At 32.8% G+C, this 26,518-nt stretch carries 24 protein-coding genes; 1 reads left to right on the top strand and 23 read right to left on the bottom strand.

All coding sequences use genetic code 11. The annotated features are described in order from the left end of the window. Positions 1 to 54: 54 nt before the first annotated feature. The 8 genes from thiW to V6C74_RS07485 form a co-directional block, all read right to left on the bottom strand. Positions 55 to 549 carry an energy coupling factor transporter S component ThiW gene (thiW, locus tag V6C74_RS07450; protein WP_002453125.1) on the bottom strand — a complete coding sequence of 165 codons (495 nt, stop codon included), beginning with the start codon at positions 547 to 549 and terminating at the stop codon, positions 55 to 57. Between the two features lie 23 nt (positions 550 to 572). Further along, entirely contained in the window at positions 573 to 938 is a 366-nt protein-coding gene (locus tag V6C74_RS07455) for a YlbF family regulator (RefSeq protein WP_002453124.1), read from the bottom strand. Between the two features lie 3 nt (positions 939 to 941). Then, positions 942 to 2,486 (bottom strand): tRNA (N6-isopentenyl adenosine(37)-C2)-methylthiotransferase MiaB, encoded by a 1,545-nt coding sequence (gene miaB / locus V6C74_RS07460; protein WP_002453123.1) that lies wholly within the window; start codon positions 2,484 to 2,486, stop codon positions 942 to 944. Between the two features lie 193 nt (positions 2,487 to 2,679). Further along, on the bottom strand, positions 2,680 to 2,976 hold the full coding sequence (locus tag V6C74_RS07465) for an MTH1187 family thiamine-binding protein (RefSeq protein ID WP_002453122.1): 297 nt from the start codon (positions 2,974 to 2,976) through the stop codon (positions 2,680 to 2,682). A gap of 75 nt (positions 2,977 to 3,051) precedes the next feature. Beyond that, complete coding sequence (locus V6C74_RS07470) at positions 3,052 to 3,669, bottom strand: poly-gamma-glutamate hydrolase family protein (protein ID WP_002453121.1); 618 nt, start codon at positions 3,667 to 3,669, stop codon at positions 3,052 to 3,054. Positions 3,670 to 3,825: 156 nt separating this feature from the next. Then, positions 3,826 to 4,692, bottom strand: a complete 867-nt coding sequence (locus V6C74_RS07475; protein WP_002453120.1) for a 2-oxoacid:ferredoxin oxidoreductase subunit beta — start codon at positions 4,690 to 4,692, stop codon at positions 3,826 to 3,828. Then, positions 4,693 to 6,453 (bottom strand): 2-oxoacid:acceptor oxidoreductase subunit alpha, encoded by a 1,761-nt coding sequence (locus V6C74_RS07480; RefSeq protein ID WP_070664269.1) that lies wholly within the window; start codon positions 6,451 to 6,453, stop codon positions 4,693 to 4,695. It abuts the gene before it with no gap. Positions 6,454 to 6,587: 134 nt separating this feature from the next. Then, positions 6,588 to 7,382, bottom strand: a complete 795-nt coding sequence (locus V6C74_RS07485; RefSeq protein WP_002453118.1) for a TIGR00282 family metallophosphoesterase — start codon at positions 7,380 to 7,382, stop codon at positions 6,588 to 6,590. A gap of 162 nt (positions 7,383 to 7,544) precedes the next feature. Here V6C74_RS07485 and V6C74_RS07490 point away from each other — a divergent pair, with 162 nt between their 5' ends. Further along, positions 7,545 to 7,760 (top strand): hypothetical protein, encoded by a 216-nt coding sequence (locus V6C74_RS07490; protein ID WP_002453117.1) that lies wholly within the window; start codon positions 7,545 to 7,547, stop codon positions 7,758 to 7,760. A 206-nt stretch (positions 7,761 to 7,966) separates the two neighbouring features. Here V6C74_RS07490 and rny read toward each other — a convergent pair whose 3' ends face one another. From rny to ribF, 15 genes are all read right to left on the bottom strand, one after another. Beyond that, on the bottom strand, positions 7,967 to 9,526 hold the full coding sequence (gene rny, locus V6C74_RS07495) for a ribonuclease Y (RefSeq protein WP_070664267.1): 1,560 nt from the start codon (positions 9,524 to 9,526) through the stop codon (positions 7,967 to 7,969). 234 nt (positions 9,527 to 9,760) lie between these two features. Next, entirely contained in the window at positions 9,761 to 10,813 is a 1,053-nt protein-coding gene (gene recA, locus V6C74_RS07500) for a recombinase RecA (protein WP_002437037.1), read from the bottom strand. Between the two features lie 168 nt (positions 10,814 to 10,981). Continuing rightward, positions 10,982 to 12,130, bottom strand: a complete 1,149-nt coding sequence (locus V6C74_RS07505; RefSeq protein ID WP_103175549.1) for a CinA family nicotinamide mononucleotide deamidase-related protein — start codon at positions 12,128 to 12,130, stop codon at positions 10,982 to 10,984. A gap of 141 nt (positions 12,131 to 12,271) precedes the next feature. Then, the gene (pgsA, locus tag V6C74_RS07510) at positions 12,272 to 12,853 is read right to left on the bottom strand and encodes a CDP-diacylglycerol--glycerol-3-phosphate 3-phosphatidyltransferase (protein ID WP_002453113.1); all 582 of its coding nucleotides are present in this window, start codon (positions 12,851 to 12,853) and stop codon (positions 12,272 to 12,274) included. 27 nt (positions 12,854 to 12,880) lie between these two features. Then, positions 12,881 to 13,273 carry a helix-turn-helix domain-containing protein gene (locus tag V6C74_RS07515; RefSeq protein ID WP_016898116.1) on the bottom strand — a complete coding sequence of 131 codons (393 nt, stop codon included), beginning with the start codon at positions 13,271 to 13,273 and terminating at the stop codon, positions 12,881 to 12,883. Positions 13,274 to 13,291: 18 nt separating this feature from the next. Next, positions 13,292 to 14,119 (bottom strand): YmfK family protein, encoded by an 828-nt coding sequence (locus V6C74_RS07520; protein ID WP_016898115.1) that lies wholly within the window; start codon positions 14,117 to 14,119, stop codon positions 13,292 to 13,294. Between the two features lie 181 nt (positions 14,120 to 14,300). Then, complete coding sequence (locus V6C74_RS07525; protein ID WP_002453110.1) at positions 14,301 to 15,008, bottom strand: SDR family oxidoreductase; 708 nt, start codon at positions 15,006 to 15,008, stop codon at positions 14,301 to 14,303. Continuing rightward, positions 15,008 to 16,294, bottom strand: coding sequence for a pitrilysin family protein (locus V6C74_RS07530; RefSeq protein WP_002453109.1), 1,287 nt, complete (start codon positions 16,292 to 16,294; stop codon positions 15,008 to 15,010). The genes V6C74_RS07525 and V6C74_RS07530 overlap by 1 nt, the downstream gene beginning before the upstream one ends. Beyond that, a complete protein-coding gene (locus tag V6C74_RS07535) occupies positions 16,294 to 17,568 on the bottom strand; it encodes a pitrilysin family protein (RefSeq protein ID WP_016898114.1) in 1,275 nt (424 codons plus the stop codon). Before V6C74_RS07535 ends, V6C74_RS07530 begins: the two co-directional genes overlap by 1 nt. A 40-nt stretch (positions 17,569 to 17,608) precedes the next feature. Next, positions 17,609 to 18,319: a GntR family transcriptional regulator gene (locus V6C74_RS07540; RefSeq protein ID WP_016898113.1), complete on the bottom strand. Its 711-nt coding sequence runs from the start codon at positions 18,317 to 18,319 to the stop codon at positions 17,609 to 17,611. 2 nt (positions 18,320 to 18,321) lie between these two features. After that, positions 18,322 to 20,742 carry a DNA translocase FtsK gene (locus V6C74_RS07545; RefSeq protein ID WP_002453106.1) on the bottom strand — a complete coding sequence of 807 codons (2,421 nt, stop codon included), beginning with the start codon at positions 20,740 to 20,742 and terminating at the stop codon, positions 18,322 to 18,324. Between the two features lie 248 nt (positions 20,743 to 20,990). Then, complete coding sequence (locus V6C74_RS07550; RefSeq protein WP_002453105.1) at positions 20,991 to 22,664, bottom strand: ribonuclease J; 1,674 nt, start codon at positions 22,662 to 22,664, stop codon at positions 20,991 to 20,993. A gap of 231 nt (positions 22,665 to 22,895) precedes the next feature. Continuing rightward, positions 22,896 to 24,995 (bottom strand): polyribonucleotide nucleotidyltransferase, encoded by a 2,100-nt coding sequence (gene pnp / locus V6C74_RS07555; protein ID WP_016898112.1) that lies wholly within the window; start codon positions 24,993 to 24,995, stop codon positions 22,896 to 22,898. Positions 24,996 to 25,149: 154 nt separating this feature from the next. Further along, the gene (rpsO, locus tag V6C74_RS07560; RefSeq protein WP_367141503.1) at positions 25,150 to 25,419 is read right to left on the bottom strand and encodes a 30S ribosomal protein S15; all 270 of its coding nucleotides are present in this window, start codon (positions 25,417 to 25,419) and stop codon (positions 25,150 to 25,152) included. Between the two features lie 121 nt (positions 25,420 to 25,540). Further along, positions 25,541 to 26,512: a riboflavin biosynthesis protein RibF gene (gene ribF / locus V6C74_RS07565; protein WP_002453103.1), complete on the bottom strand. Its 972-nt coding sequence runs from the start codon at positions 26,510 to 26,512 to the stop codon at positions 25,541 to 25,543. Positions 26,513 to 26,518: the final 6 nt, after the last annotated feature.

A 26,518-nucleotide genomic window follows, 5' to 3' on the forward strand; every position in this document is an offset into this window, starting at 1 on the left:
AGAGTCCCCCCTATTTAATTAATCCCTCAATAATAAAGCGTACATTAAAGTTAATTATTTCTTATTAAATTTATCTAATAATCCGCGTCTTTTTAAAACAATAAGTATGATATAGCTAATTAGAGATCCAATTACACTTGAAACCATAAATGCTATCATTAATGGTTTCACAAAGAAGTTTTCCATCCCCATAACCCATGCTAACGGTATACACATTAAACTTCCTATCACACCTGTTCCTAAAACCTCTCCAACAGATGCCATAAAAATATGTTTTCTATACATGTAGAATAGACTAGATAAGAGAACTCCTATCATACTACCTGGGAAAGCAAAAGGTCTACCTGTTCCAAAACTAATTCTTAAAATTGAAGAAATAAGTGCTTGAGCTAATCCATACCAAGGGCCTACAAACACAGCACATAAAACATTAGTAAAATGTTGAACAGGCGCTGCTTTTATAGGTCCTAAAGGTATTACAATAAGACTACTTAATACAACGTTGATTGCAATTAAAAATGCGGTTATAGTCAAATTCCTTATTTTCATAGCATTTACTCCTCAATTAGCTTTTATTCCTTATGTTCTCGTTCGTTATGTTCATTAAGTCTATCTTCCATTGTTTTAATCATCATTTGTAATAATTCATTAGCATCATATTGTGCAGAACGAAATTCTTCAACTATAGGTAAGTTATTAATTTCATTTTCAATATGATGAATTTGATTTTCAGATTGTCGAAAGGCAGTATCTTTTCCATAATTTTGAAAGTTAACAGATTGTTTTTGTTGTTTTTTTAGACTTTTCATCTTACTTTCAATAGTTTTATTATTATGGATTTGTTGTTCAATCGATTGGTAATCTTTGACAACTTCTAAGTTATTAATGCGCCGCGCTAGTACATCTGCATGTTTTAATATATCCTCTTTTGAATACATTTTCTATTGAACCACCATTGTCTTTTGATGTTCTTGTACAAATGTTCCATTTAATGAATATTGCTTAGCTTCATCGATTTTAACATCAACAAGCTTACCAATCATTTCTTTAGGAGCTTTAAAGTTTACTAGTTTATTTTTTTCTGTGTAACCAGCTAGCACTGTGTCGTCCTTTTTACTAGCTCCTTCACATAATACGGTAACTATTTCACCTTCATACTGACTCATAGCTTTTTGAGAGTATTCACCTACTTTTTTATTTAATCTTTGTAGTCGTTCTTTTTTCACTTCAGTAGGCACATTATCTTTCATTTTAGCAGCTGGTGTTCCATCTCTTTGAGAGTATAAATAAGTATAGGCATGTTCAAATTCTACTTCGTCATATAAAGATAGTGTTTCTTCAAATTGTTCTTCAGTTTCATTTGGATATCCTACAATGATATCTGTTGTTAACGCTATATTAGGAATTGCAGTTTTTATTCTATTTACTAGATCAAGATAGCTTTCACGAGTATATTTACGACCCATAATTTTTAAAACAGCATTGTTACCTGATTGAACTGGAAGATGGATATGAGGAACTATATTACCGCCATTGGCTATGACTTCAATCATGCGATCAGTAAAGTCCCAAGGATGGCTTGTTGTAAATCTTACTCTCGGTATATCGATTTTAGATATATCTTCTAGTAAATCACCAAGTCCATAATCTAAATCTTCTATATCCTTACCATAAGAATTTACATTTTGACCTAATAAAGTAATTTCTTGATAACCTTCTCTTGCTAATTCTCTTACTTCATTGATAATATCTTCTGGTCGACGGCTACGTTCCTTCCCTCTAGTAAAAGGTACGATACAATATGTACAGAATTTGTCACATCCATACATAATATTAACCCAAGCTTTAATACTACCTTCTCTTACCTTAGGGAGATTTTCAATAACATCTCCTTCTTTGGACCATACCTCTACTACCATTGCTTTAGATAAGTATGCTTCTTCTAAAATTTCAGGTAAGTGATGAATATTATGTGTACCAAATATCATATCTACATTTTGATATGATTTAAGAATTTTATTTACAACTGATTCTTCTTGAGACATACATCCACAGACTCCGATTAGGCAATCAGGACGTTCTTTTTTCAGATGTTTTAAATTTCCTATTTCACTAAATACTTTATTTTCCGCATTTTCTCGAATAGCACAAGTATTAATTAAAATCACATCCGCTTGATTAATATCTGTTGTCGCACTATAACCTAAAGCTTTTAATATCCCCGCCATTACTTCAGTATCATGTGCGTTCATTTGACAACCATACGTTTTAATTAAGAAAGTACGACCGTTACCCATATCTTTATATTTTTCATCTATATGGAAATCTCTATTATATTGAACTTCTTGTTTCCCACGTTTTTTTGCTTCTTTTAAACTTGGTGGTTGATACACTTGTTCAAAGTATTTGCTATAGTCTTTTTCAGCTTTACGATCACGCTCAGCTAAAATGTTTATCGTACCAGCTTTTCTTTGTTCTTCATTCACTTTGAAAAATCCTTTCTATAAGCCCATAATCATTACTATATTATATTAAATTTAAAGTTAAAGTGCAAAAAGACGTTTTGATTTATTTTTCAAAAATGACATAAAATAAGAGACAAATCAAACTTAATAAGTTTAATTCGTCTCCAACATATCTTGTGAAAACTTAACATTAGTTTATTATAAAATGCTTAGTTTATTCTTCATCATATTTACCAGTTAATGTCTCAATCTGAATACCCTCTGGTACATGATAAAATTTAACTTGGCTAATAATACTTGGACATTCTAATTCAACCATTCTCTCGTTAAGTTTTTGAATTAGAATGAGGCATTCACTCATTTCTCCTTGGACCGTTGTCTCCAATGGCCCTACTCTATAATGCATCCCAGATTCATCAATAATTTTAATTGCCTCATCAACATAAGGAATAACATCTTCATTCTTCGGAGTTCTAGGAATTATTTGTACACTCATTAAAGTATCTTGCACTACTATAACACTCCTTTTATCTATACAGTCATATACTCATATTTTAACATTCATAAAGTAAGTATACGCTAAAGGTTAAACTTGTTGTAGTGCTCTAATTGTTGCATCTGCAAAGTCGTACATTAAGTCGCCCCAATTATCACGGTCTTCACGACTTTTACGAGAACTCTTATTATTCACAAATAATTCTTTTCTAAGACTTGAAGTTAACTCAATTTGAACGCCAGCATTATTTTTAGTTAAATTAATAATATTTTCATCTTGCTTTCCTGCCATGGTATTAGGTGCTTCTTGTACCTTTATACCTACATCTGACAATGTATCACTTAAGATTTCTATAAGTTCGTGATCATTACCTCCAAGATAAGCTACGCTATCTTCACCTTTACAACCATGTAATGCTATCGCTCTTTCACTTTTTTCAACAATTTTTATAGCTTCTGGATCATCATAATTTGTAGATGTTACATGCAATTCATTATTACCTTTACTACGAAGTCCCTTGAAAGAAAAATAATTATAGTTTCCCTTATCAGCAATAACTTGTGCTAACTCAGTGGTAGCTGGTTCAATCCCCCCACCATGAATCGCTAGGATTGATATATGACTATCTTTATCATTCGTTTCAATTTCCCAATCCTCATTTTCCACAGTAACATTTTCTAATTCTTGCATTGATTTAAATCTATCCATAACTACCTCCAAATAAGATTATTTATTCTGCCTATTCCCAAAATAAATAATTTAAAAAGTCATTTACGCAATTTAAATATTTTTAATCAAGAATTAAAATACTGATACCATTACAAAAAACTGGGCACCTAAGAAAGGCACTCAGTTAATATTAATTTATATAAATTGAGCTGTTAGATCATTGAATGTATCTTCTGAAATGTGAATATCTTTTTTAGCTAGAGCTTCATCTTCAAGCTCATCAATATGAGATTCGTATGATGGAGTTTCTGTATCTTGATAAACAATTCCTTTAACTAGCGATTCATGTTCTAAAACTGTTCTCATAGCCAACTGTTTATCTGAATTATCATAATCTTCTATATCATCAATGCTAGTTAAATGCTCTTTAAACCAATCATAAGTGTTAACTTTATTGTATGTTACACAAGGTGAAAATACATTAACAAATGAAAATCCATCGTGATTAATGGCATCTTCAATCATTTTAGTTAATGCTTTAATATCACTTGAAAACCCTTGTGCTACAAATGTAGCACCTGATGAAAGTGCTAATTCTAACGGGGCTACATTTTTCTCAATATTACCTTTAGGTGTTGATTTAGTCACAAACCCAACTGCTGAAGATGGTGATGTTTGCCCTTTAGTTAAACCATATATTTGATTATCCATAACAATGTAAGTCATATTCATGTTTCTTCTTAACGCATGAATCGTATGACCCATACCAATTGCATAACCGTCTCCGTCACCACCTGAAGCAATGACAGTTAAATCTTTATTTGCCATTTTAACACCCTGAGCTAAAGGTAAGGCACGTCCATGAATAGCATGAACACCATAAGAATTGATATATCCTGATAATCTACCAGAACATCCAATACCTGTAATAATAGCAACTTCTTCAGGTTCCAAACCTACATTGGCTGCAGCTTTTTGTATAGCTGCTTGTACTGAGAAATCTCCACAACCTGGGCACCAATTTGGCTTAACATTATTTCTAAAATCTTTGAATGTAGCCAATTAAACCAACTCCTTAATTTCCTTGACTATCTCTAATCCTTTATCTTCAATTTCATGAGGTAAGAATGGCGTACCATCATATTTAGTTTGGTTCACTAATTTTTCTTCTACTTTTGTGTTCATTTTTAAAATATTAGATAACTGTCCTTGATAATTGTGTTCAGCTACAACAACTTTAGAGGCTCTATCAATAGCTTGTTGAATCGTATCCTTAGGAAACGGATGTAACTGACGAATTTGTAAAGTATTAACTTTAACACCTTGTGATTCTAAACGTTCAGCACCTTCGTTAATAGCACCTTTCGTAGAAATAAAACCTATATAAAGTATATCTGCCGCTTCATGTTTTTCATTAGATTCAACAGGTTTTTCTATAACTAGATTTTCTGTTTTACGCATACGTTTTTCCATTTGAGCTTGCCTATTAGAAGCAGCTTCACTAGGTTTACCTTCTTCATTGTGTTCAACACCTGTAATGTGATGAATACCACCCTTTACTCCTGGAATAGGACGAGGCGAAATACCATTACCTGTTAAAGCATATCTTCTAAAGTAGCCTTTATCATCTTCTTCACGTTCTATATCAGATTGAAGTAATTCACCACGCTTAATTTCAATCTTACTATAATCTAATGACTTAACGGTTTGTTTACCTAAAGAAAGCTGTAAATCACTTAAGATAATAACAGGACATTGATATTCTTCTGCTAAATTGAATGCCTCTACAGTGAGATAAAATGCATCCTCAGCATCATTTGGGGCAACGACAATTTTTGGAATATCACCATGTGTACCATATATCATTTGCATTAAATCTGATTGTTCTTGTTTAGTAGGTAAACCTGTTGAAGGACCGCCACGTTGAGTGTTGATGATTACAAACGGTGTTTCAGTCATTCCTGATAAACCAATTGATTCCATCATTAGAGATAAACCAGGACCTGCGCTAGCTGTAAATCCTCTTACGCCAGCATAGTTAGAACCTATTGCCATTGTAGCTGCAGCAATTTCATCTTCTGTTTGAACAACAGTGCCACCGACTTTAGGTAGATTAGCAATCATATACTCCATAATTTCAGATGCTGGAGTAATAGGATAAGCAGCCATAAATTTCGAACCCGCTGATATAGCACCTAATCCTATTGCATCATTACCTATCATATATAATTGAGGGTCTTCATTTATCGCTTCTAATTCAAAGTCTCCTTGAATAGTACTTAAGTGTTCTTGCATTAAACGATAACCTTCGTTAAGCGCTTCTATATTCATATCAACTACTTTTTCTCCCTTTTTAGAGAACATATTAGTAATTAATTCTTCAAAAGTAGTCGTATCTAAATTCATAAGCGCTGAAGTAGCCCCAATAGCGACCATGTTTTTCATAAGTGCTGTTCCAAGCTCTTTTGCAGTACTAGTAAATGGTAAATCTATAAGTTGTGCCTTACAGTCTTCTGGTTTATTGGGTTTAGCCTTAGAATCAGCAATTATAATACTATCCTCTCTCATTTCATGATGATTCAACTCAATCGTTTCTTGATCAAATGCAATTAAAATATCTAAATCATCACTAATGGCATGAACTGGCGTAGTTGATACTCTTATTTTATTATTAGTGTGACCGCCTTTAATTCGACTTGAAAAGTGTCTGTAACCATATAAAAAGTATCCCTTTCTATTCATTGCTGTAGCGAAAATTTCTCCAGTAGATTCGATACCTTCACCTTGTTGTCCGCCCACTTTCCATGATAGTTGTGATTTCATATCACATGCCTCCTGTGGATATAATTCATATTTTATATTAACAAAAGAAACCACCGTTTTACTATGTAAACAGTGGTACAAAATTAAATTCATACTAATGGACGATAACCTTTAAATACTATTGAGACAGGGGTTTATCCCTGAAAAGGATTGTCATCATTTATTAATATTCTTTCAATTTGTGTAGTTTTACCTTCTTTATCTAAATCAATAATAACGCCTGATAAAACACTGCGTCCTTCATCAGGTACTACATGTCTTTGAGGTAAACTTGTTATAAATCTATTAATCACTTCTTCGCGATTAATCCCTAAAATACCATCATAATACCCTGTCATACCAACATCAGTGATATAGCCAGTTCCATTTGGTAAGACGCGACTATCAGAAGTCTGTATGTGAGTATGCGTTCCAACTACTGCACTCACTCTTCCATCTAAATACCAACCCATAGCATTTTTTTCAGAAGTTGTTTCAGCATGAAAGTCAACAAATATATATGGTGTCACTTTTCTTGCTTCTTCTATCAATTGATCTGCCTTTTTAAATGGGTCATCAATATCTTGCATAAATGAACGTCCTTGCAAGTTAATAATAGCTAATTTTTTTTCATTAATTTGAATATAACGCATTCCAACTCCTGGCGCTTCTTCTGGAAAATTAGCCGGACGAACCATGCGATTAGCATCATCAATAAAGTCATAAATTTCTCTTTGACCATAAGTATGATTACCCATAGTCATGAAGTCTACGCCTTCTCTTAATAATTGTTTATAAATCTTTTCTGTTAACCCTTTGCCATGTGCTGCATTTTCAGCATTTACAATAGAGACTGTAGGGCGATAGCTTTGTTTGATTTTAGGTAAATATGTAGAAATTGCTTTTCTACCGATTTTTCCAACGATATCTCCAATAAACAATATTCTCATTAATCGTTCATCCTCTCATAAAAATAGTTTAATAGATACCGCCTTAGAATTAAAGTATCCAGTACAAATTAATTATTCTGAATATTAAAAGACTTTTCTTCTTTGAATTTATTTAATATGTTAATATGAAGTTAACAAAATTCTAGGAGTTGTAAATAATACATGTCTATTAATATTGATCCTGAAAAATTTGCAGAATTAGTAGTAAATTCGAATCCAGCAAAATCTGATGAACCTGAAGATATTGCTAAAGAAAGCTTAACACTTTACATTAATGCTTATCGTTTAGCTGAAAAATATTCAAATATTGCTACTAATTGTTACGATACAGCTGAAATCATTAAAGAAATCAATGATGCAGACCTACAATTAAAATAATTTAGTAATTAATTACTAAAACTTAGTTTTAAGTCAACATAATCAATTGATTATGTTGACTTTTTTATTATTCCTGTCATACTTGAATCTTTGTTTCAAGCGTAAGAGCCACTAACCGATTCCTCGGTAAGTTTTCTTGTCATACTTGAATCTTTGTTTCAAGCATAAGAGCCACTAACCGATTCCTCGGTAAGTGGCTCTAAAAATTATTTTGCATATTCTACTGCTCTAGTCTCTCGAACAACTGTCACTTTGATGTGACCAGGATATTGTAATTCTTCTTCTATTTGATATTTGATATCTCTAGCCAATCTGTATGATTTTAAATCATCAATTTCTTCAGGTGAGACAACTACGCGAATTTCTCTACCTGCTTGGATTGCAAATGCTTTTTCAACTCCATCATAACTTTCTGATAAAGCTTCTAATCTTTCTAATCTTCTAATATAGTTTTCAAGTGTCTCTTTACGAGCACCCGGTCTTGCTGCTGATAAAGCATCGGCAGCAGCAACTAAGATAGAAATAATAGAAGTTGGCTCTACATCACCGTGATGTGAGTGAATAGCATTAGTTACTGTTTCATTCTCACCATATTTCTTAGCTAATTCAACACCTATTTCTACGTGACTTCCCTCAACTTCATGGTCAATTGCTTTACCAACATCATGAAGTAAACCTGCGCGCTTAGCAAGAGTAACGTCCTCACCTAGCTCAGCAGCTAACATACCTGAAAGGTGCGCCACTTCAATAGAATGTTTAAGCACATTTTGGCCATAACTCGTACGGTAATTTAATCGACCAAGTATTTTAACTAGATCAGGGTGCATATTATGAACATTAATTTCAAATGTTGCTTGTTCACCTGCATCTCTAATGATATCGTCAACTTCTTTTCTAGCTTTTTCGACCATATCTTCAATACGTCCAGGATGAATACGACCATCTGAAACTAAATTAACTAATGCTGTTCTAGCTATTTCTCGTCGAATTGGGTCAAAGCCTGATAAAATAACCGCTTCTGGAGTATCATCAATAATCAAGTCTATACCAGTAAGCGTTTCTAATGTACGGATATTTCGACCTTCTCTACCAATGATACGTCCTTTCATTTCATCATTAGGTAAATTAACAACTGAAACAGTTGATTCGGTTGTGTGATCGGCTGCTAATCTTTGTACTGTAGTGGCAAGTAATTCTTTTGCTGTTTTATCTACTTTTTCTTTCGCTTCTTTTTCTTTTTCTTTAACAAGTATTGCAATATCTTGTGACAGTTCTTCTTCAACTCGTTGAAGTTGTTCATTTACAGCTTCTTCTTGAGTGAGACCGGAGATGCGTTCTAATTCTTGTTCATGCTTCATTATTAATGTTTGAACACTACTCTCTTTTGCATCTACTTGTTGTTGTCTTTCTTCAATTTTTGATTCTTTTTGTTCTAAAATCTCATCCTTTTTATCTAAAAGATCAGATTTTCGATCCAAGTTCTCTTCTTTTTGAAGAAGTCGGGTTTCTTGTCTTTGAAGTTCCCCGCGTCTCTCACGCAGTTCACTTTCTGTTTGTTCTCTTAAAATTTGGTTCTCTTCTTTTGCTTCAAGCAATTTTTCTTTTTTAATATTGTCAGCTTCTTTATTAGCATAACTAACAATATCTTCGGCAGTTTGTCTTGCTTGAACTTGTTTTTGGTGTAATAAATTTCGGGCAACGACATACCCTACAACAACGCCTAGAATTATCCCCAGCAAAATGAGTAGGAGGCTTAATAAATTCACATAAACACCTCCTTTATCTAGGGTTTGCTCTGTATATCAAAATCAATATGATTATATGAAATTATATAAGAATCATACACACTAATTGTACGTTTTTCGACAGAGGAGTGTCAAGATATGAAATTCCTTAACATACGTTTAAAACCCATACTTATCACGTAAATTTACTCTATAAAAAATGGATAGCAATTAGCCATCCATTTTCACTCTTATTTATATATTTGTGAATAATAATTATTCTTCATCAAATAAAGTTTTAGGTGCTTCCTCTTCAGCATCTGTTTCTTCAACGTCACCATCAAATATTCCTAATTTTTCACGTAATTTACGATCAATTTCTTCTTTAATTTGAGGGTTTTCTTTTAAATACGTTTTAACATTTTCTTTACCTTGACCCATTCGGTCGCCGTTGTAAGAATACCAAGCGCCAGATTTATCAACGATATCGTTTTCAACACCTAAGTCAATTAATTCACCTTCTTTAGAAATTCCTTGACCATACATAATATCTACTTCAGCTACTCTGAATGGAGGTGCTACTTTATTTTTTACAACTTTGATTTTTGTTCTGTTACCTACGATATCTTGGCCTTGTTTTAATTGTTCAGCTCTTCTTACTTCCAATCTTACAGAACTATAGAATTTTAATGCTCGGCCACCTGGCGTAGTTTCAGGATTACCAAACATCACACCAACTTTTTCACGAATTTGGTTAATAAAGATTGCAGTTGTGTTTGATTTAGAAATTGCACCAGATAATTTTCTTAAAGCTTGTGACATTAATCTAGCTTGTAAACCAACATGTGTATCTCCCATTTCACCTTCAATTTCAGCTTTAGGTGTTAATGCTGCTACAGAGTCAACTACGACAATGTCTACGGCACCACTTCGAACAAATGCTTCAGCAATTTCAAGTCCTTGTTCCCCATGGTCAGGTTGAGATAAATAAAGGTTATCAATATCTACGCCTAAAGCTTGAGCATAAACAGGGTCAAGTGCATGTTCGGCATCAATAAATGCAGCTACTCCACCATTTTTTTGAACTTCTGCAATTGCATGTAGAGCAACTGTTGTTTTACCTGAACTTTCAGGTCCATAAATTTCAATAATTCTTCCTTTAGGATAACCGCCTACACCTAGGGCATTATCCACCGTCACAGAACCACTTGAAGTGCTTGATACTTTACGACCTTTATTGTCGCCTAATTTCATAACCGCACCTTTACCAAATGATTTCTCCATATTTTTTATAACTGTATCTAAAGCTTTTTGACGTTCGTTATCCAAAGCGAGACCTCCTAATTACGAAAGTAATCTTTTTTAATATCTTATCTTTACTATACAAGCAATCAAATCAAAACACAAGCATTTTGCGAATATTTGTTCGTATATCTGTGGTATTAAATAACCCGAAAACGAACAAACGTACTTATATTTTAAACAAGAAAAGAATAATTATCGATTTTCAAACCATTTTAATAATATTATCATCGCATAATTTTGACTTCTGCTTCTTAATAAATTTCTACTTTGAGTCATCTTGAAAGTATCAACATTTAATGCCTCTCCATCATACATTGCTAAGTAGACTTCTTCATTTTCATGTAATAAAACAATACCCAAATCAGTTTGGTATAAATCTTTGACATATTGTGCTGCATTAAGTAACTGGTCATGGATACTATCTCTAGAGTCTACAAATAAATCATTATGTGGTAATGATCCATTAAGTAAATTATCTTGATCCACATTTTTTAGTCTTGTATATAATGCGCCATTCGTTACTCCATCATATATTGCAAACGTTTCATTTACTCTAGACATCACAGACTTTTCGAGAGTAATGTCATCTGATCCATAATAATAATCACCTATACGATCAAGTACTTCCTTCTTAATAGGTGCAATAAGGTTTTCACATTCATTTTGTGTGTCAGAATTAGCAGTAATTCTAATATAAACTTCATGTGTTCCAGCTAATGGAGCAATAGTTGGATTAGTTTGATTCTCTATGAGATCCATGAGTATCGTTTCTACTTTAGATTCACCTATTCCAGCAAATCTTAACAACTCTGAATAAATTACACTATCATCATCTAATAAATAAGGTAATAGCTCATTTTTAGCCATAGGCTTCATTTCACGAGGAGGTCCTGGTAAAAGCACTACCTTTTTATCATCCTTTTCAACTAACATTCCTGGCGCCATTCCATTTTTATTTGGTAGTACTTTGCAACCATCAATGACTAATGCTTGTTGTTTATTATTAGGTGTCATTTCTTGTCCCTGCTCTTTGAAATAGCTCTCAATATATTCTAACGATGCTTCATCAGTAACTAATTCTTTACCTAATACTTTAGCTACAGTATGTTTAGTTAAATCATCTTTTGTAGGTCCTAAACCACCTGTCAACACAAGAGTATCAAAGCGTTCTAATCCTTGTCTGATAATGTATTCTAATCTTTCTGGATTATCTCCAATCACAGTATGTTCAACCACACTTTTACCAATGCCATTAAAAAGTTTGGATAGATATTGACCATTCGTGTTTGCTATTTGCCCTAAAAGTAATTCAGAACCTACAGCAATTATTGATATTTTCATTGGTTTTCACCCCTTTAACCATCATTTTCGCAATAAATTCATTATATATTTTTTGATTTAATAAATCTAAAAAAAGCGTTCAAAAAAAGACTACACTTTATAAAAGTAATATTATAAAGTGTAGTCTTATAACATCTAATTTTATTTTGATTGTTTAAATACATCTTTACCTTTATAGAAATACTCAATACCAGAAAGAATAGTGAAGAACACTCCTATATATAGCAACGTGACGCCTAGTGGAAAATGAATATAATGAACGAGTGGATCACCTAGTAATATCCAAATAATTGCCACCATAGTGACTGCAGTCTTAATTTTACCTAGTTGACCTGCCGCACTTACAAATCCTTGTTCAATTTGTAGTAGACGTAAGCCTGTAACTGCAAATTCACGTGCAATAATTATGATAGCTACAACTGAATTTGTAAATCCTAATTGAACCATTACAATAAGGGCACTAGCTACTAAAAGTTTATCAGCTAATGGGTCTAAAAATTTACCCATATTTGTAACAAGTTGCCATTTACGTGCTAAGTATCCATCAGCAAAGTCACTTAAAGATGCAAGTATAAAAATTATTGCACTTATTAAAATTTCAATTCTAATGTGATATCCACCTAGAAAAGAGACCTTTCCAAATCCGAAATCTACTAATGCAAATAGTATGAAAACGGGTATCAATATAACTCTAAATACCGTAATTTGATTCGGTATATTCATATTAAATCCTCATTTCTAAAACTTTATTTATATAATTAACACTGCAAGTATCCAAATGATTAAAGAAACAATTACTATAAAACCAATTAGCATAATCAATTGTAATGTTTCTTTAGCCTTACTACGATACGTGGGAGCTTCTCCATTAGAAAAAGCAACAATTAAATCATCAATTTGATTCTGATTATTTGGTATTTCGTCACGATGAGCTTCAATAAGTTGATTAGGTTCAATGTTGACTACGTTAGCATATTTGCGAATAAATCCCTCTGTGTAATCCTTTTTGGCTAATAAATCAAAATCATTATTTTCAATATGTATTAAAGTTTGACGCTTAAGTTGTGTACGTTGTTCAAGTTCATTTAAAGTCATACCTAATCGTTCACGTCTACCTTTTAATGCTTCACCAACAGTTTTCACACACAGTCCTCCTCAAACCTATTCAAAGAAACCAAATCCTCCACCAAACGGATCACCGAAATCTAAATTATTTTTGCTTTGAATTGTTTGTTTTTTCATTTCATCATAATGTATTTCTTGATTTTCATTTTCTCTTAATTCAATGATATAGTCAAAGTCTTCCATGCTATAGTTACATGCTTCTACAAATAAATCGGGATGTTCAACCACTTTAATCGAAGGGAGGGTCATAACTTCTCTAACTAAATCTTGGTGTTTAGGATTAGATTCACGAGCCGTCACTGCACCATCAATAATGTAAACATGATTCGAATCGTATTCAACTTTGATTAAAGAACTTCTTACCGTCTGCTTAATCAAAGTAGAACTAATAAACAACCATCTTTTGTGTGCACAGACGCTTCCAGCAACAATCGATTCTGTTTTACCAACCCGTGGCATACCTCGTATTCCTATTAACTTATGTCCCTCTTCTTTGAAAAGTTCAGCTAAAAAGTCTACAAGTAAGCCTAGATCTTCTCTCTCGAATTTGAATGTTTTTTTATCATCTGCATCTTGTTCTATGTATCTACCATGTCTTACCGCAAGGCGATCTCTGAGTTCAGGGATTCTTAATTTGGTAATATCTATTTCATTAATTTCTTTAACTATTTGTTCAAAGCGTTCAACTTTTTCAAGTTTATCAGTTTTGATAAGTAAACCCCTTTTACCTTGATCAACACCGTTAATTGTAACAATACTAATTCCCAACATACCTAATAAACTTGATATGTCACCAAGTAATCCGGCCCGATTAATAGTAATCTCATACTCTAGATACCATTCTTTTCTTTCTGCTACTGCCATGATATAACCACCCCTTGTTTTCAATCACGCACTTGAAAGCTTTTTCAAAGTTTGATTTAAAAACATTATAACATCGATTAGGAAACTCGCACTTAAGAATTGTATTTATTTTCTTAAAAAACACTAACAAAACGCTTCGAATAGTTATCAATAAAACCAGAAATACACTGGTTACAAAAGGTTATAAATACCATGCTCCATTTACCTTTTGAACGGTACCTGTAATACTTCTAGCCATTGGATGACATAAATACGCGCAAACATGTGCCACCTCTTCAGGTTCAATCATCCTATTTTGAGGTAATTCATTAAGTATGGAATTTCTTTCATCTTCAGACCAAACTTGACTCATATTACCTGAAACAAAACCAGGAGTTATAGCATTTACAGTCACTGATGTGAGCGCAAGTTCTTGACTAAGGGCTTTAACGAAACCTATTTGAGCACTTTTCATAGCTGAGTAAATAGTTTCCATGCTTGCACCAGTTTCTCCCCAAATTGAAGAAATAACTATAATTCGGCCATTCTCACTTTTTCTTAAAATATCAACAAAAAATCTGGATAAACGCATGAATTGTCTCAAGTGAAGTGCATAACTTTTATCAATATCATCATCACTCATATCTTGCAACATACCATATAAAGCAGTACCACTAGTGTAAATAAGACAATCTAAATCATTAATATGTCCAAAATAATCTTCTAAATTAAGATTTTGAGATAAATCACATTGAATAAATTCTACGTTTTGGTTATTATCAAATTTTTGTTTTAAGTCTTTTAAATTAGCAGAGTGATAATGAACAATCACATGATACCCTTCATTTAAAAGATGCTTTGCAATCGCTGAACCTATAGTACCTGAACCACCAAGTACAAGTGCTTTCATTATGATTTCATCTCCAAACGACTATCGACAAGTTGTTCAAAGTTTAAAAATAGTTTAGATGTTTCATTAACACTTTCGAGTGTTATATTTTCAACAATTTCTAACATGTCAAAAACACTTACACCTTCGAAATATAATTTTGCATATTGATTAGCAATATACTCTGGTGAATTTAAACTTGAAATGAATTCTCCGATAAATTGTTTCTTTAATAAGTCGAAAGCTTCTTGGTCAGCCAACTGCCCTCTATACTTCTTCAATTCATTGATTAATAATTCTTTAAGTTCGTCTGGTTGATGTGTTGCACTAGTAATTATAGAAAAACTATAACTAGGTTCGAGCACAAATTGATAGCCAAAAGTTTCATCAATTAAATCTTTATTTAATAAATTTTGATAAAAATCAGTTTCTTCTCCGAAAATTAACTCATAGAAAAACGTCATTTCTAAGTCTCTTTGTACGTATTTTTCTGAGCTTTCCTTAAGTGGTTGATTTTTAAAACCTAGCATTAATCTTGGAGATTGCAATTTCATCTGCTCAGTTACGCTGTGTTGGCTGACTTCAATAGGTTCATTAATTTCAGCACGCTCAATTTTAGGTTGGTTTGTCTTGTTTCGTTTTGCCTCATGTTGCTCTACTAAATCAATCATATTTTGAGGGTTAACGTCACCGACTATAAATAAAACCATATTTGATGGATGATAGAAGGTTTCATAACAAAGGTATAAATCATCTTTAGTGATTTCATAAATACTATCTACACTACCAGCAATATCAACACGAATAGGATGGTTTGAATACATTGCTCTTAAAGTATTGAACATTAATTTGTAACCAGGTTGTTCTTGATACATTTTAATTTCTTCAGCAATAATTCCTTTTTCTTTGTTAACCGTTTCTTCGGTAAAATAAGGTGTTTCAACCATATCTAATAAACGCTTAATATTACTTTCAATATTGCTAGTAGCACTAAATAAGTAACTCGTACGATCAAAACTTGTAAACGCATTTGCTTGAGCATTTTCCTCAGCAAAAGCAGTAAATAAATCTTCTTCTTCTTTTTCAAAAAGTTTATGTTCTAAAAAGTGCGCTACACCATCTGGCACTTTAACAAATTTTTGGCTTCCAATAGGTTTAAAATGGTTATCTAAAGAACCAAATTGCGTCGTATAAGTCACAAAAGTTTTTTGGAATCCAGGTTTTGGAATAATAAACAGCTTTAGCCCATTATCAAGTTTATGCTCATATACTTTCTCATCAATTAATTCATAATTATGTACCTTCATTATTTAGTTTGCCCTCCTTTCGTCAAAACATAAATGGTATCTAGCTTAGCTTCGTTTGCTAATTTTATAACATCTTCTCTAGTAACAGCATTTATTGCAGTTATAAATTCCTCTTCAGATTGAGAGTTGTCTAAAAGCACCTGGTTATGTAATAGTTCAATAATACTTTTAGGTCTGTCGGTAGATTCATGTCTATGAGAAATAATAATTTTCTTTGCCAAGTCTAATTTACCATCTTCAAAGTCGCCATTTTTTAATTTTTCAAATTCATCTAAAATAGTATCTTTGGCGAGCTCATATTTAGCAGCTGAAACCCCACTTAAAACAAATAAGAATCCATTTTTCCCATCAACCTGTGAATGGATAGAATACGCTAAACTTTGCTTTTCTCGAACTTCATTAAATAACACTGAAGAAGGGTCGCCACCGAACATCATATTTAGAACTACGAATGCATAGTAATTATCTTTTCCATAATAAGTTGGAAAACGATAACCTAGGTTGAGTTTAGCTTGATCCACCTCATCTTCATCAATAATAAATTTTGGTGATTCGTAATGATTGATAAGGTCTGGTTGCGTATTTCTTTCTAATTTGAATGGTTGAATTTCAAAGTTTTCTTGAATCATATCTATCACATTTTGTTTATCTACATTTCCAACTACGTAAATTGCACAATCATCATTATGTAACATTGATTTATATGTATCATACAAATTTTTAGCAGTCACATGAGGTATTCGTTCTACTTGTCCTGTAGCTAAATATTTATAAGGTTCATTTTCAAACATATGATTCATTAATTTTAAAAATGAATATTGAGCTTTATTATCTGACATTGCTTCAAGCTTTTTAGTGAGCAATGATTTCTCTTGGGCTACAAAATTTTCATTAAATTGCTCATCAGTAATTAAAGGATTATAAATAAGTTCTTTAAGTGTCTTGAGTCCCTTCTCGAATAATGGTGTTGAGTCCTTTAAATAACGCTCGTTAGCAATTTCTAAAGAAATCGTAATCACATGTTTATCCTTGAATTTAGATACAAAACTATTAATATATGCGCCATATAATGATGATAAGTGTCTATTTAATACTTTATCGTTAGGCCATTGTTGTGTAGCACGTACTAAGACTTTACTCAAAATTGAACGCGCCGTTATCGTTTTATAATCCAATGGTGCCATAAATTTAAAAGTCACCATGGTTGTTTTAAATTTTTCAGTTGGTAAAACGTTAATATGTATATTGGAATAATCGAGTTTCTTATTTTCCAAACGGCATACCTCCCATTACTGTAAAAACAATGATTATTAATTAGCTTTTACTAATTTTAAATTTAACCAAACTACTTTTAATATAGTTTAATGAATATAAAATAGGCTGATCTTGCTCATCAAAATGAACTACTTTTAATAACATTAAACCCTCGTGAGGAGAAGCGTTTAACACTTCGGAAATGTGAGGTTCATAACTTATTGCTTCTAAGTTCATTTCTGCATGTTTGACCTCATGTCCTGTTGACTCTTTAATGGCTTTTAACATAGAGCCACTACTTTTCTGATAGTCTGTACAAGTTAAATATTGTTTAGCAATTTTATCTAAGCAATACACAACTGGTATTTGATCAGCCGTTCTTAATCTTTCAATGATTGTTACTGGTTCTCTATCACTTATTTCTAATAGTTCAGCATCAAGAATTGTTGCTGGTTGTTCATCAAAATTTAAATATTCTATACCTCCTTTATACCCAGCTTCTTCAATCATATTACTAATACTTACTAATTTATCTAATGGATAAAAGAAGGGAGGCTGCTTTTTAACGCTAGTCCCCTCTTCAAAATTATCAGTTACAATCTGTTCGGTAATGAGTTCACCAATACCATCGTATACGTCATCAGTTTTCACATTGAGTGTACGTGCTATTGATAAATTGCTTGGTAATTTACCAGTACTATCTAATTCTCCATTTTTTATTAACTTTAAAATGTATTGTTTAACTCTAAAAATCGCATTCATTTCCGACATTTTTACACCTCATCATTATCTAAATCAACTAGAATTTGTCTAGGTTTACTTCCTTTTTGAGGACCGATTACTTGATTACGTTCTAAATCGTCCATTAATCGTGAAGCACGATTATATCCAATTCTAAATTGTCTTTGTAATAAAGATGTGCTCGCTTTTTGCTTTTCTATTACAAACAAGTAGGCTTCATCATATAAAGAATCTTCACTTTTCATCTCTGACTTATCAACTGGTGCATCTGGTTCCATTTCTTTTACGTAATTTGCTTTTTGTTGTTCTACGACGTAGTCCACTACATCTTGAACTTCTTTATCACTTAAAAAAGCACCTTGGATACGTGTTTGAGTCGATTCACCATTACCAATGTATAGCATATCGCCTTTACCTAATAATTTTTCAGCCCCACCTGAACCTATAATAGTTCTGGAATCGGTTTGTGAACTTACTGCAAACGCTATACGCGAAGGAATGTTATTTTTAATGATACCAGTGATGACGTCAACTGAAGGTCTTTGAGTAGCTACTATTAAATGAATCCCTGCTGCTCTGGCCATTTGAGTTATTCGTTGGATCGCATTTTCAACTTCTTTACCAGCAACCATCATTAAATCTGCTAATTCATCGACGATGACGACAATGTATGGAAGTTCTGATTGTTTCTCTTCTAACTCTTCATTTTGTTTACGTATATATTGATTATATCCTTCAATATTTCTTGTTGAAGAGTGTTGGAATAAATCATAACGACGTTCCATTTCAGCAACAACTTTATCAAGCGCTTGCGAGGCCTTATGTGGATTCGTTACTACAGGAATAAGTAAATGAGGTATGCCATTATATACGTTTAATTCTACCATTTTCGGATCAATTAACATCAGTTTTACTTCATGAGGTTTTGCATTAAGTAAAATACTTGTGATAATTCCATTTATACATACCGATTTACCACTACCTGTGGATCCTGCTACAAGTAAATGAGGCATTTCATTAAGTTGTATAGATATAGGTTCTCCAGAAATATCTCGTCCAATACCGACTTCTAATTTATGTTGAGATGGAAATTTATCTTCTAAAACTTCTTTAAGCGATACTAATGAAATTTTGTCATTAGGTACTTCAATTCCCACCGCTGATCGTCCAGGTATAGGTGCTTCAATTCGTACATCTTTCGCTGCTAATGCTAAGGCAATATCATTGTGTAAGTTAACGATTTTACTTACTTTAACACCTTGGGCTGGCTGAATTTCATATTGAGTTACCGCTGGACCAATTTTGATTTGTGTCACTTTTGCATTGACACCAAAATTTTTCATTGTAGATTCTAAAACTTGACCTTTTCTTTGAACTTCAGCTTTAGAAGTAGATTTTTGTTTAGCTGGTTGGTTAAGTAGTGATAAAGGAGGAACCACATATTCTACATTTGCTACTTCTCCAGCTTCAGAAATTGACCCTTCAGCGTTACCGCTATCATTGGATTTGTCATCATCCTTACTTAAAGCGTTATCTTTGCTATCCTTTTGGTTCATACCTTGAGAATTTGTTGTGATTTCATTACTATTACTTTCATGATCAAAAATACGCTTTTTGCGTGGCTTAGGTACACTATTGCTCTTATCTTCTTGATCACTGTGTCCATAAATAGGAATATCATTATTTTGTGGAACTTCAGGAAAATCACTAACGTCCTTAACGTTTTCTTGTTGAGATCTTTCTTGTTCTTTCTTTCTTTTTTTCTCTTCAGCTCTATCTGCTTTTAATTGAGCCTTCTCTTCTTTTCTAGCCTTACTTGTTTCTCTTTTTTCTTTAAATGATTCAGATGCACTTTCACTAGATGATTTCATACTTTCAAATAAACTTTTACTTACATCTCTATGTCTTAAATTTAATAAAAGTATGATACTTGAAGCTAATAATAAAATAGTAATAATAATAACGCCCGCTATTGATATAAGAGGTATAAATAATTTAAATAAGTAAAATCCTATTAAACCTCCTCCAAAATTAGGAAAGTGAGTATGTTCGTATGACTTATAAACATAAGATAATACTGGTTCTCTTTCAGAGGAAACGCCCTTACTAAAATGGTAATAAAGTTGTGTGATGCATAGTAAAGCAATTTGCAAAACAAGTGCACCTACACTTCGACGTGTTTTAGGAATTTTTTTGGAATATGTAATAAAGACTGTACCTAGAATCACTAAAATATAAGTCAAAAATCTACTCATACCGAATAGATAATTAAAGAAACTATCAATCATTTGACCAACAATGCCTAATTGAAAAGCTCCTAACACGACAAGAATGACAATCGCAATAGCAATAATATAGCGTAAAGGACTTTCATTCTGTTTCTTTCTTTTAGTATTTTTACGCGAAGCATTACTTTTCCTTCTAGTCGTTGTTTTTTTCTTTGTTTGTGGCAAGATTTTACACCTTCTTTTTTAATCTTTCACAGTTATTTAATTAAGGCCTATTGATAACTATTATGTATATATTTAATAAGATGAAAGAGGCAGGGACAATTAATTGTTTAAGGTCATCTCAATCATTCTCATATCTCAATTAGATATGTTTGAACAAAAATCAAGAAGACCTAGTTACAAAGCATAATCATCTTAAATGATTTGCTATACACAATTGTCCCAACCTCTTAAAATGTTATTTATTTAGATTATATCTCAGAAATTACTGGAATAATCATTGGACGTCGTTTCGTGCTTTCAAACAATAATTTGCTGATTTGATCGCGCATATTTTGCTTGATTTCAGACCATTCTATACGTTTTTCTTGTAATCCTGCTTCTACAATTGTACGTACTTTTTCCTCAGCTTCATTTAATAATTCTTCACTTTCTCTCACATAAACGAATCCTCTTGATTGAATTTCAGGACCTGCAGCAATACGTCTATTCTTAGGATCTAGTGTGACCACAGCAATGAAGATACCATCTTCAGCTAATAAATGACGGTCTCTTAAAACAATGTTACCTACATCTCCAACACCAATACCGTCTATAAGAACATTACCTGAATTTACTTTTTCATTTAGAACCATATCTTTGCCGTTGTAATTAATCACATCACCTTTTTCAACTAAGAAAATCTTTTCAGGTGCTACACCTGATTCAGCTGCTAACTTAGCGTGAGCGATTTGCATTTTAAATTCACCTTGAACAGGAATAAAGTATTCAGGTTTCATAATATTTAACATCATTTTTAATTCTTCCATACAACCATGACTTGAAGCATGAATTTTTTTATTATTAGGAATGATGTGTGCACCTGCACGTACAAGTTCATTTAGAGTATCAGCAATAATAACTTCCATATTAGCAGAAGCCGTAATTGCTAAGAACACTGAGTCGCCTTCTTCAATATTCATAATTTTATGCTTGTTTTGCGCCATTTGACTTAAAGCCTCTACAGGTTCACCTTGCATACCAGTTGCAATAATAATGACTTCGTTTTTAGGATAATTATCAACTTCATTAATAGGAATTAATAAGTCCTTCGGAATATCAAAATATCCCATCTTACGAGCAATATTAAATGAACTTTCAAGTGAGCGACCTAAGAATGATACTTTTCTATTCAATTTGCTAGCTATATTTAAAACTTGTTGTATGCGTATAAAATTAGATGCATAGCAAGAAACTATAAGTCTACCTTTAACTTTAGTGAATGCATCATACATGTGATGTTCAATGACATTTTCAGGAGTGTTATAACCAGGTTTCTCTGCTTCTGTAGAATCACTAATTAAAGCAAATACACCTTCATCACCAATTTCAGCCATACGCTTCATATCAGGTGCATATTGACCATGTAAACTTTGATCGAATTTAAATTCTCCCGTATAGACAATTGAACCATAAGATGTGTGAATACAAATTCCCAAACTATCAGGAATACTATGTGTCGTGTTAAAGAAACTCACATTTACATTTTTAAATTTCATTACTGAATCATGAGACACTGTATAGTAACGCACTTTTTTCTTAATATTACGGGCCTTCATATTTTCTTTAATGAGTGCAATCGTTAATTTAGAACCATAAACTGGTGCATCAATTTGCTCTAAAATATAGCTGACTGCACCAATTGCATGCTCATGACCGTGTGAAAGGAAAATACCTTTTAATTTATCTTTGTTTTCAATTACGTATTGAATGTCAGGTATAACAATATCTACACCTAACATTTCATCCTCGGGGAACATTAACCCCGCATCTAACATAAACATTTCATCGTCTACTTCAACGATGTACATATTTTTAGCGATTTCGCCAACACCACCAAGTGGTATGATGCGAATATCTTTATTTTTTTTCTTTATTAAACTCAAAATGTTACCTCCTATAAATAGTGACCCGTCCATATATAAACTCATCATTTATTATAAGTTAAAATATGCGTGATGTACACTATTATTGCACGGTTGTACCGCTTGAACATTTTGAATTATCATTTAAATTCATAACAACTAATTAAAATGATACTTTTCAGTTGTTGCCTTTTTTCAAAAAACAAAAAGATTGAGCATTCATTTAAGAATACTCAACCTTTGAAGTTAATATTAATCTTCTAATAAAGTTTTATGAGATGCATTGACGCGACCTTGTTTATCAATTTCTGTAATTTTAACTTCAATTGAATCGCCTATGTTTAATACATCTTCAACTTTATTTATTCTTTCTTTAGATATTTGTGAAATGTGAAGTAGTGCATCTTTGCCTGGGAATAGCTCAACGAAAGCACCATATTTCTCAATACGTTTTACTTTAGCATTATAAACTTGACCTACTTCAGCCTCACGTGTAATATCTTCAATAATTTCTTTCGCTCGATTAATCATAGCTTGATCTACAGCACCTATAAAGATTGTTCCATCTTGTTCGATGTCTAATTTAACGCCTGTTTCGTCAATAATTTCGTTAATTTTTTTACCACCAGGTCCTATAACATCTCTGATTTTATCAGGATTAATATGCATAGTTACAACTTTTGGAGCATAAGCGCTTAATTCTTTTCGAGGATGGTCAATTGTTTGTAGCATATGATCCATAATGGCCAAGCGACCTTGACGTGCTTGTTCTAGTGCTTCTTCAATAACTTCACGTGTTAAACCGTCAATCTTAATATCCATTTGAATAGCTGTGATACCTTCTTTAGTACCAGCCACTTTGAAGTCCATATCACCAAGTGCATCTTCCATACCTTGAATATCAGTTAAAATTGTATAGCTATCATCACGAGTTACAAGTCCCATTGCAATACCCGCTACAGGAGCTTTAATAGGCACACCTGCATCCATTAGAGCTAGTGTTGAACCACAAATTGATGCTTGTGAAGAAGAACCGTTTGATTCTAATACTTCACTTACTATACGAATTGTATATGGAAAATCAGCTGTATCAGGAATAATATAACGTAAAGCTCTTTCACCTAGAGCACCATGTCCTATTTCACGACGTCCAGGTGCACGTACAGGTCCTGTTTCACCAACTGAGAAGTTAGGGAAGTTATAATGATGCATAAATCGTTTTTCTACTTCTGGTCCTAAACCATCAATAAGTTGATAATCGCCTAAAGCGCCTAAAGTTAACACTGATAAAGCTTGTGTTTGTCCACGAGTAAATAATCCAGAACCATGTGCTCTTGGTAACAAGCCAACTTCAGAATCAAGTGGTCGTATTTCATCTACTTTTCGACCATCTGGACGAATTTTTTCATCTGCAATTAAACGTCTTACTTCTTCTTTCACTAAATCGTTTAAAATTGCATACACTTCATTAATAAGCGCTTCATTTTCTGGATCTTCTTCATCAATAAAATGTGCAACCACTTCTTCTTTAAGCGCATCTAGATTTTCATCACGTTGCTGTTTATCAAAGGTTAGAACTGTGTCTTTTAATCCTTTTTCTTCAGTTAAAGCTTGCACTTTTTCAACGAGTGCTTCATCACGTTCAACTGGAATAAATTCTTGTTTTTCAGGTTGAATATGATCAATGATTTCTTGTTGGAATGCAACTAAACGTTTAATTTCTTCATGTCCAAAGAAGATTGCCTCAAGCATTTCACTTTCTGTAATTTCACTAGCTCCTGCTTCTACCATATTTACAGCATCTTTATGGCCAGCTACTTCTAAATCTAATCTAGAAACTTCTTTTTCAGCAACTGAAGGGTTAATGACATAATTTCCATCAACATAACCTACATTTACGCCTGCAATTGGTCCCTGAAAAGGAATATCTGAGACACTTAAAGCCATTGAAGAACCAATCATTGCAGCCATTTCAGGTGAACAGTCTGAATCAGCACTTAATACGATGTTCATAATTTGAACATCATGTCTGTATCCTTTAGGGAATAGTGGACGAATAGGTCTATCGATTAATCGAGCTGTCAGTGTCGCTTCGTCTCCAGGTCGCCCTTCTCTTTTTTTGAATCCACCAGGAATTTTACCTGCTGCATACATTTTTTCTTCATAGTTCACTGTTAATGGGAAAAAGTCACCATCTCTAGGTTCCTTTGAAGCAGTAGCAGTTGATAATACTACTGTATCTCCATAACGTACTAAAACAGCACCGTTAGCTTGTTTAGCTAATTGTCCTGTCTCAATCGTTAAAGAACGTCCAGCCCATTCAGTTTTGAAAACTTTCTTCTCTTGAGACATTATGAATCTCCTCTCTTAATTCTATTACTTACATCATATCATTTATTCACATATTTTTATATTTTTTATTATGTACGATACTAAAAATATTATGTACGATAATAAAAAAAGGAAAGTACCATTCAACTGGTGCTTTCCTAATTCTATATTAAGATTAACGACGGATACCTAATGATTTGATTAGTTCACGGTAACGTTGAATATCTTTACTACGTAAGTAGTTTAATAAGTGTCTACGACGACCTACCATTTTTAATAATCCACGACGTGAATGGTGGTCTTTCTTGTGTTCACGTAAATGCTCATTTAATGCAGCGATTTCTCCAGTTAAAACAGCGATTTGAACTTCTGGAGAACCAGTATCAGTTTCGTGTACACGATATTGTTTAATTAATTCATCTTTACGTTCTTGTGAAATTGCCATAATCAATTTCCTCCTTAATATTATTTAACTCCTTAATCTGAGTTAGGCGTCGGAGAATCGACCTACTAAGAAAAAGGTATTTCAGAAGATAGCTACTTAACATAGCTTTTCTTCCTCAACTCTAAATATTATATGATATATCATCACCGAAATCAACAGATAATAAATATTTTGCACGCGCTTTATCTTCATTCATTTGTTCAACTAAAGGATCTATACCCGAAAATTTAACTTCCGGTCTTAAGAAATAATGCCAATATACAATAACACGCTCACCATAAATATTTTCATCAAAATCAAAAATATTTACTTCTATAACAACTTCAGCTTTAGCTGGATCATGGAAAGTTGGCTTGACGCCCACATTGGCGACACCTCTATATATTTTACTTTCTGGACCAATTTCCATACTAACTGCATAGACACCTTTTTTAGGTAAGACATAATCGTCGCTTGGTTGAACGTTTGCCGTTGGGAATCCTATAGTTCTACCACGTTTTTCTCCTTGAACAACTGTTCCTTTAATTCTATAAAGATAACCAAGTTCTTCGTTAGCTTTTCTCAGATTCCCTTCAGTTAATGCTTCTCTTATCGCGGTAGTTGAAATCTTTTCAGAGTCTAATTCTTGTTTACCTACGATTGTAGTTTTAAAATCATTAGATTCTTGTAAAACAGTCATATTTCCTTTTCCGAATTTCCCAAAAGTAAAATCAAATCCAGCAATCACTTCTTTTACATTATTATTAATTACATATTCCTGAATAAATTCTTCAGAAGTGACACTAGCGAATCGTGATGAAAAATTAATAACTATACAGTAGTCAACATCATGCTGTTCAATCATCTCTAATTTATCTGAAAGTGGTGTTAAATAAGTCGTACGTTTACGTTCTGGATTCAACACAACAGATGGATGTGGGTCGAATGTCATTACAGCTTTCTTTAAATTATTCTCTTCCGCTTTTTGATTCAATGCTTGAAACACTTTGTCATGACCTCTATGCATGCCATCAAAGAAACCAAACGCCATCGCAACATTTTCATTAATTAATTGATCTTTTTGAATGGGATGGGTAACTTCTATCACTTTCATAAATGT

The sequence above is a fragment of the Staphylococcus capitis subsp. capitis genome (assembly GCF_040739495.1).
In the GTDB taxonomy this organism is placed as follows: domain Bacteria; phylum Bacillota; class Bacilli; order Staphylococcales; family Staphylococcaceae; genus Staphylococcus; species Staphylococcus capitis.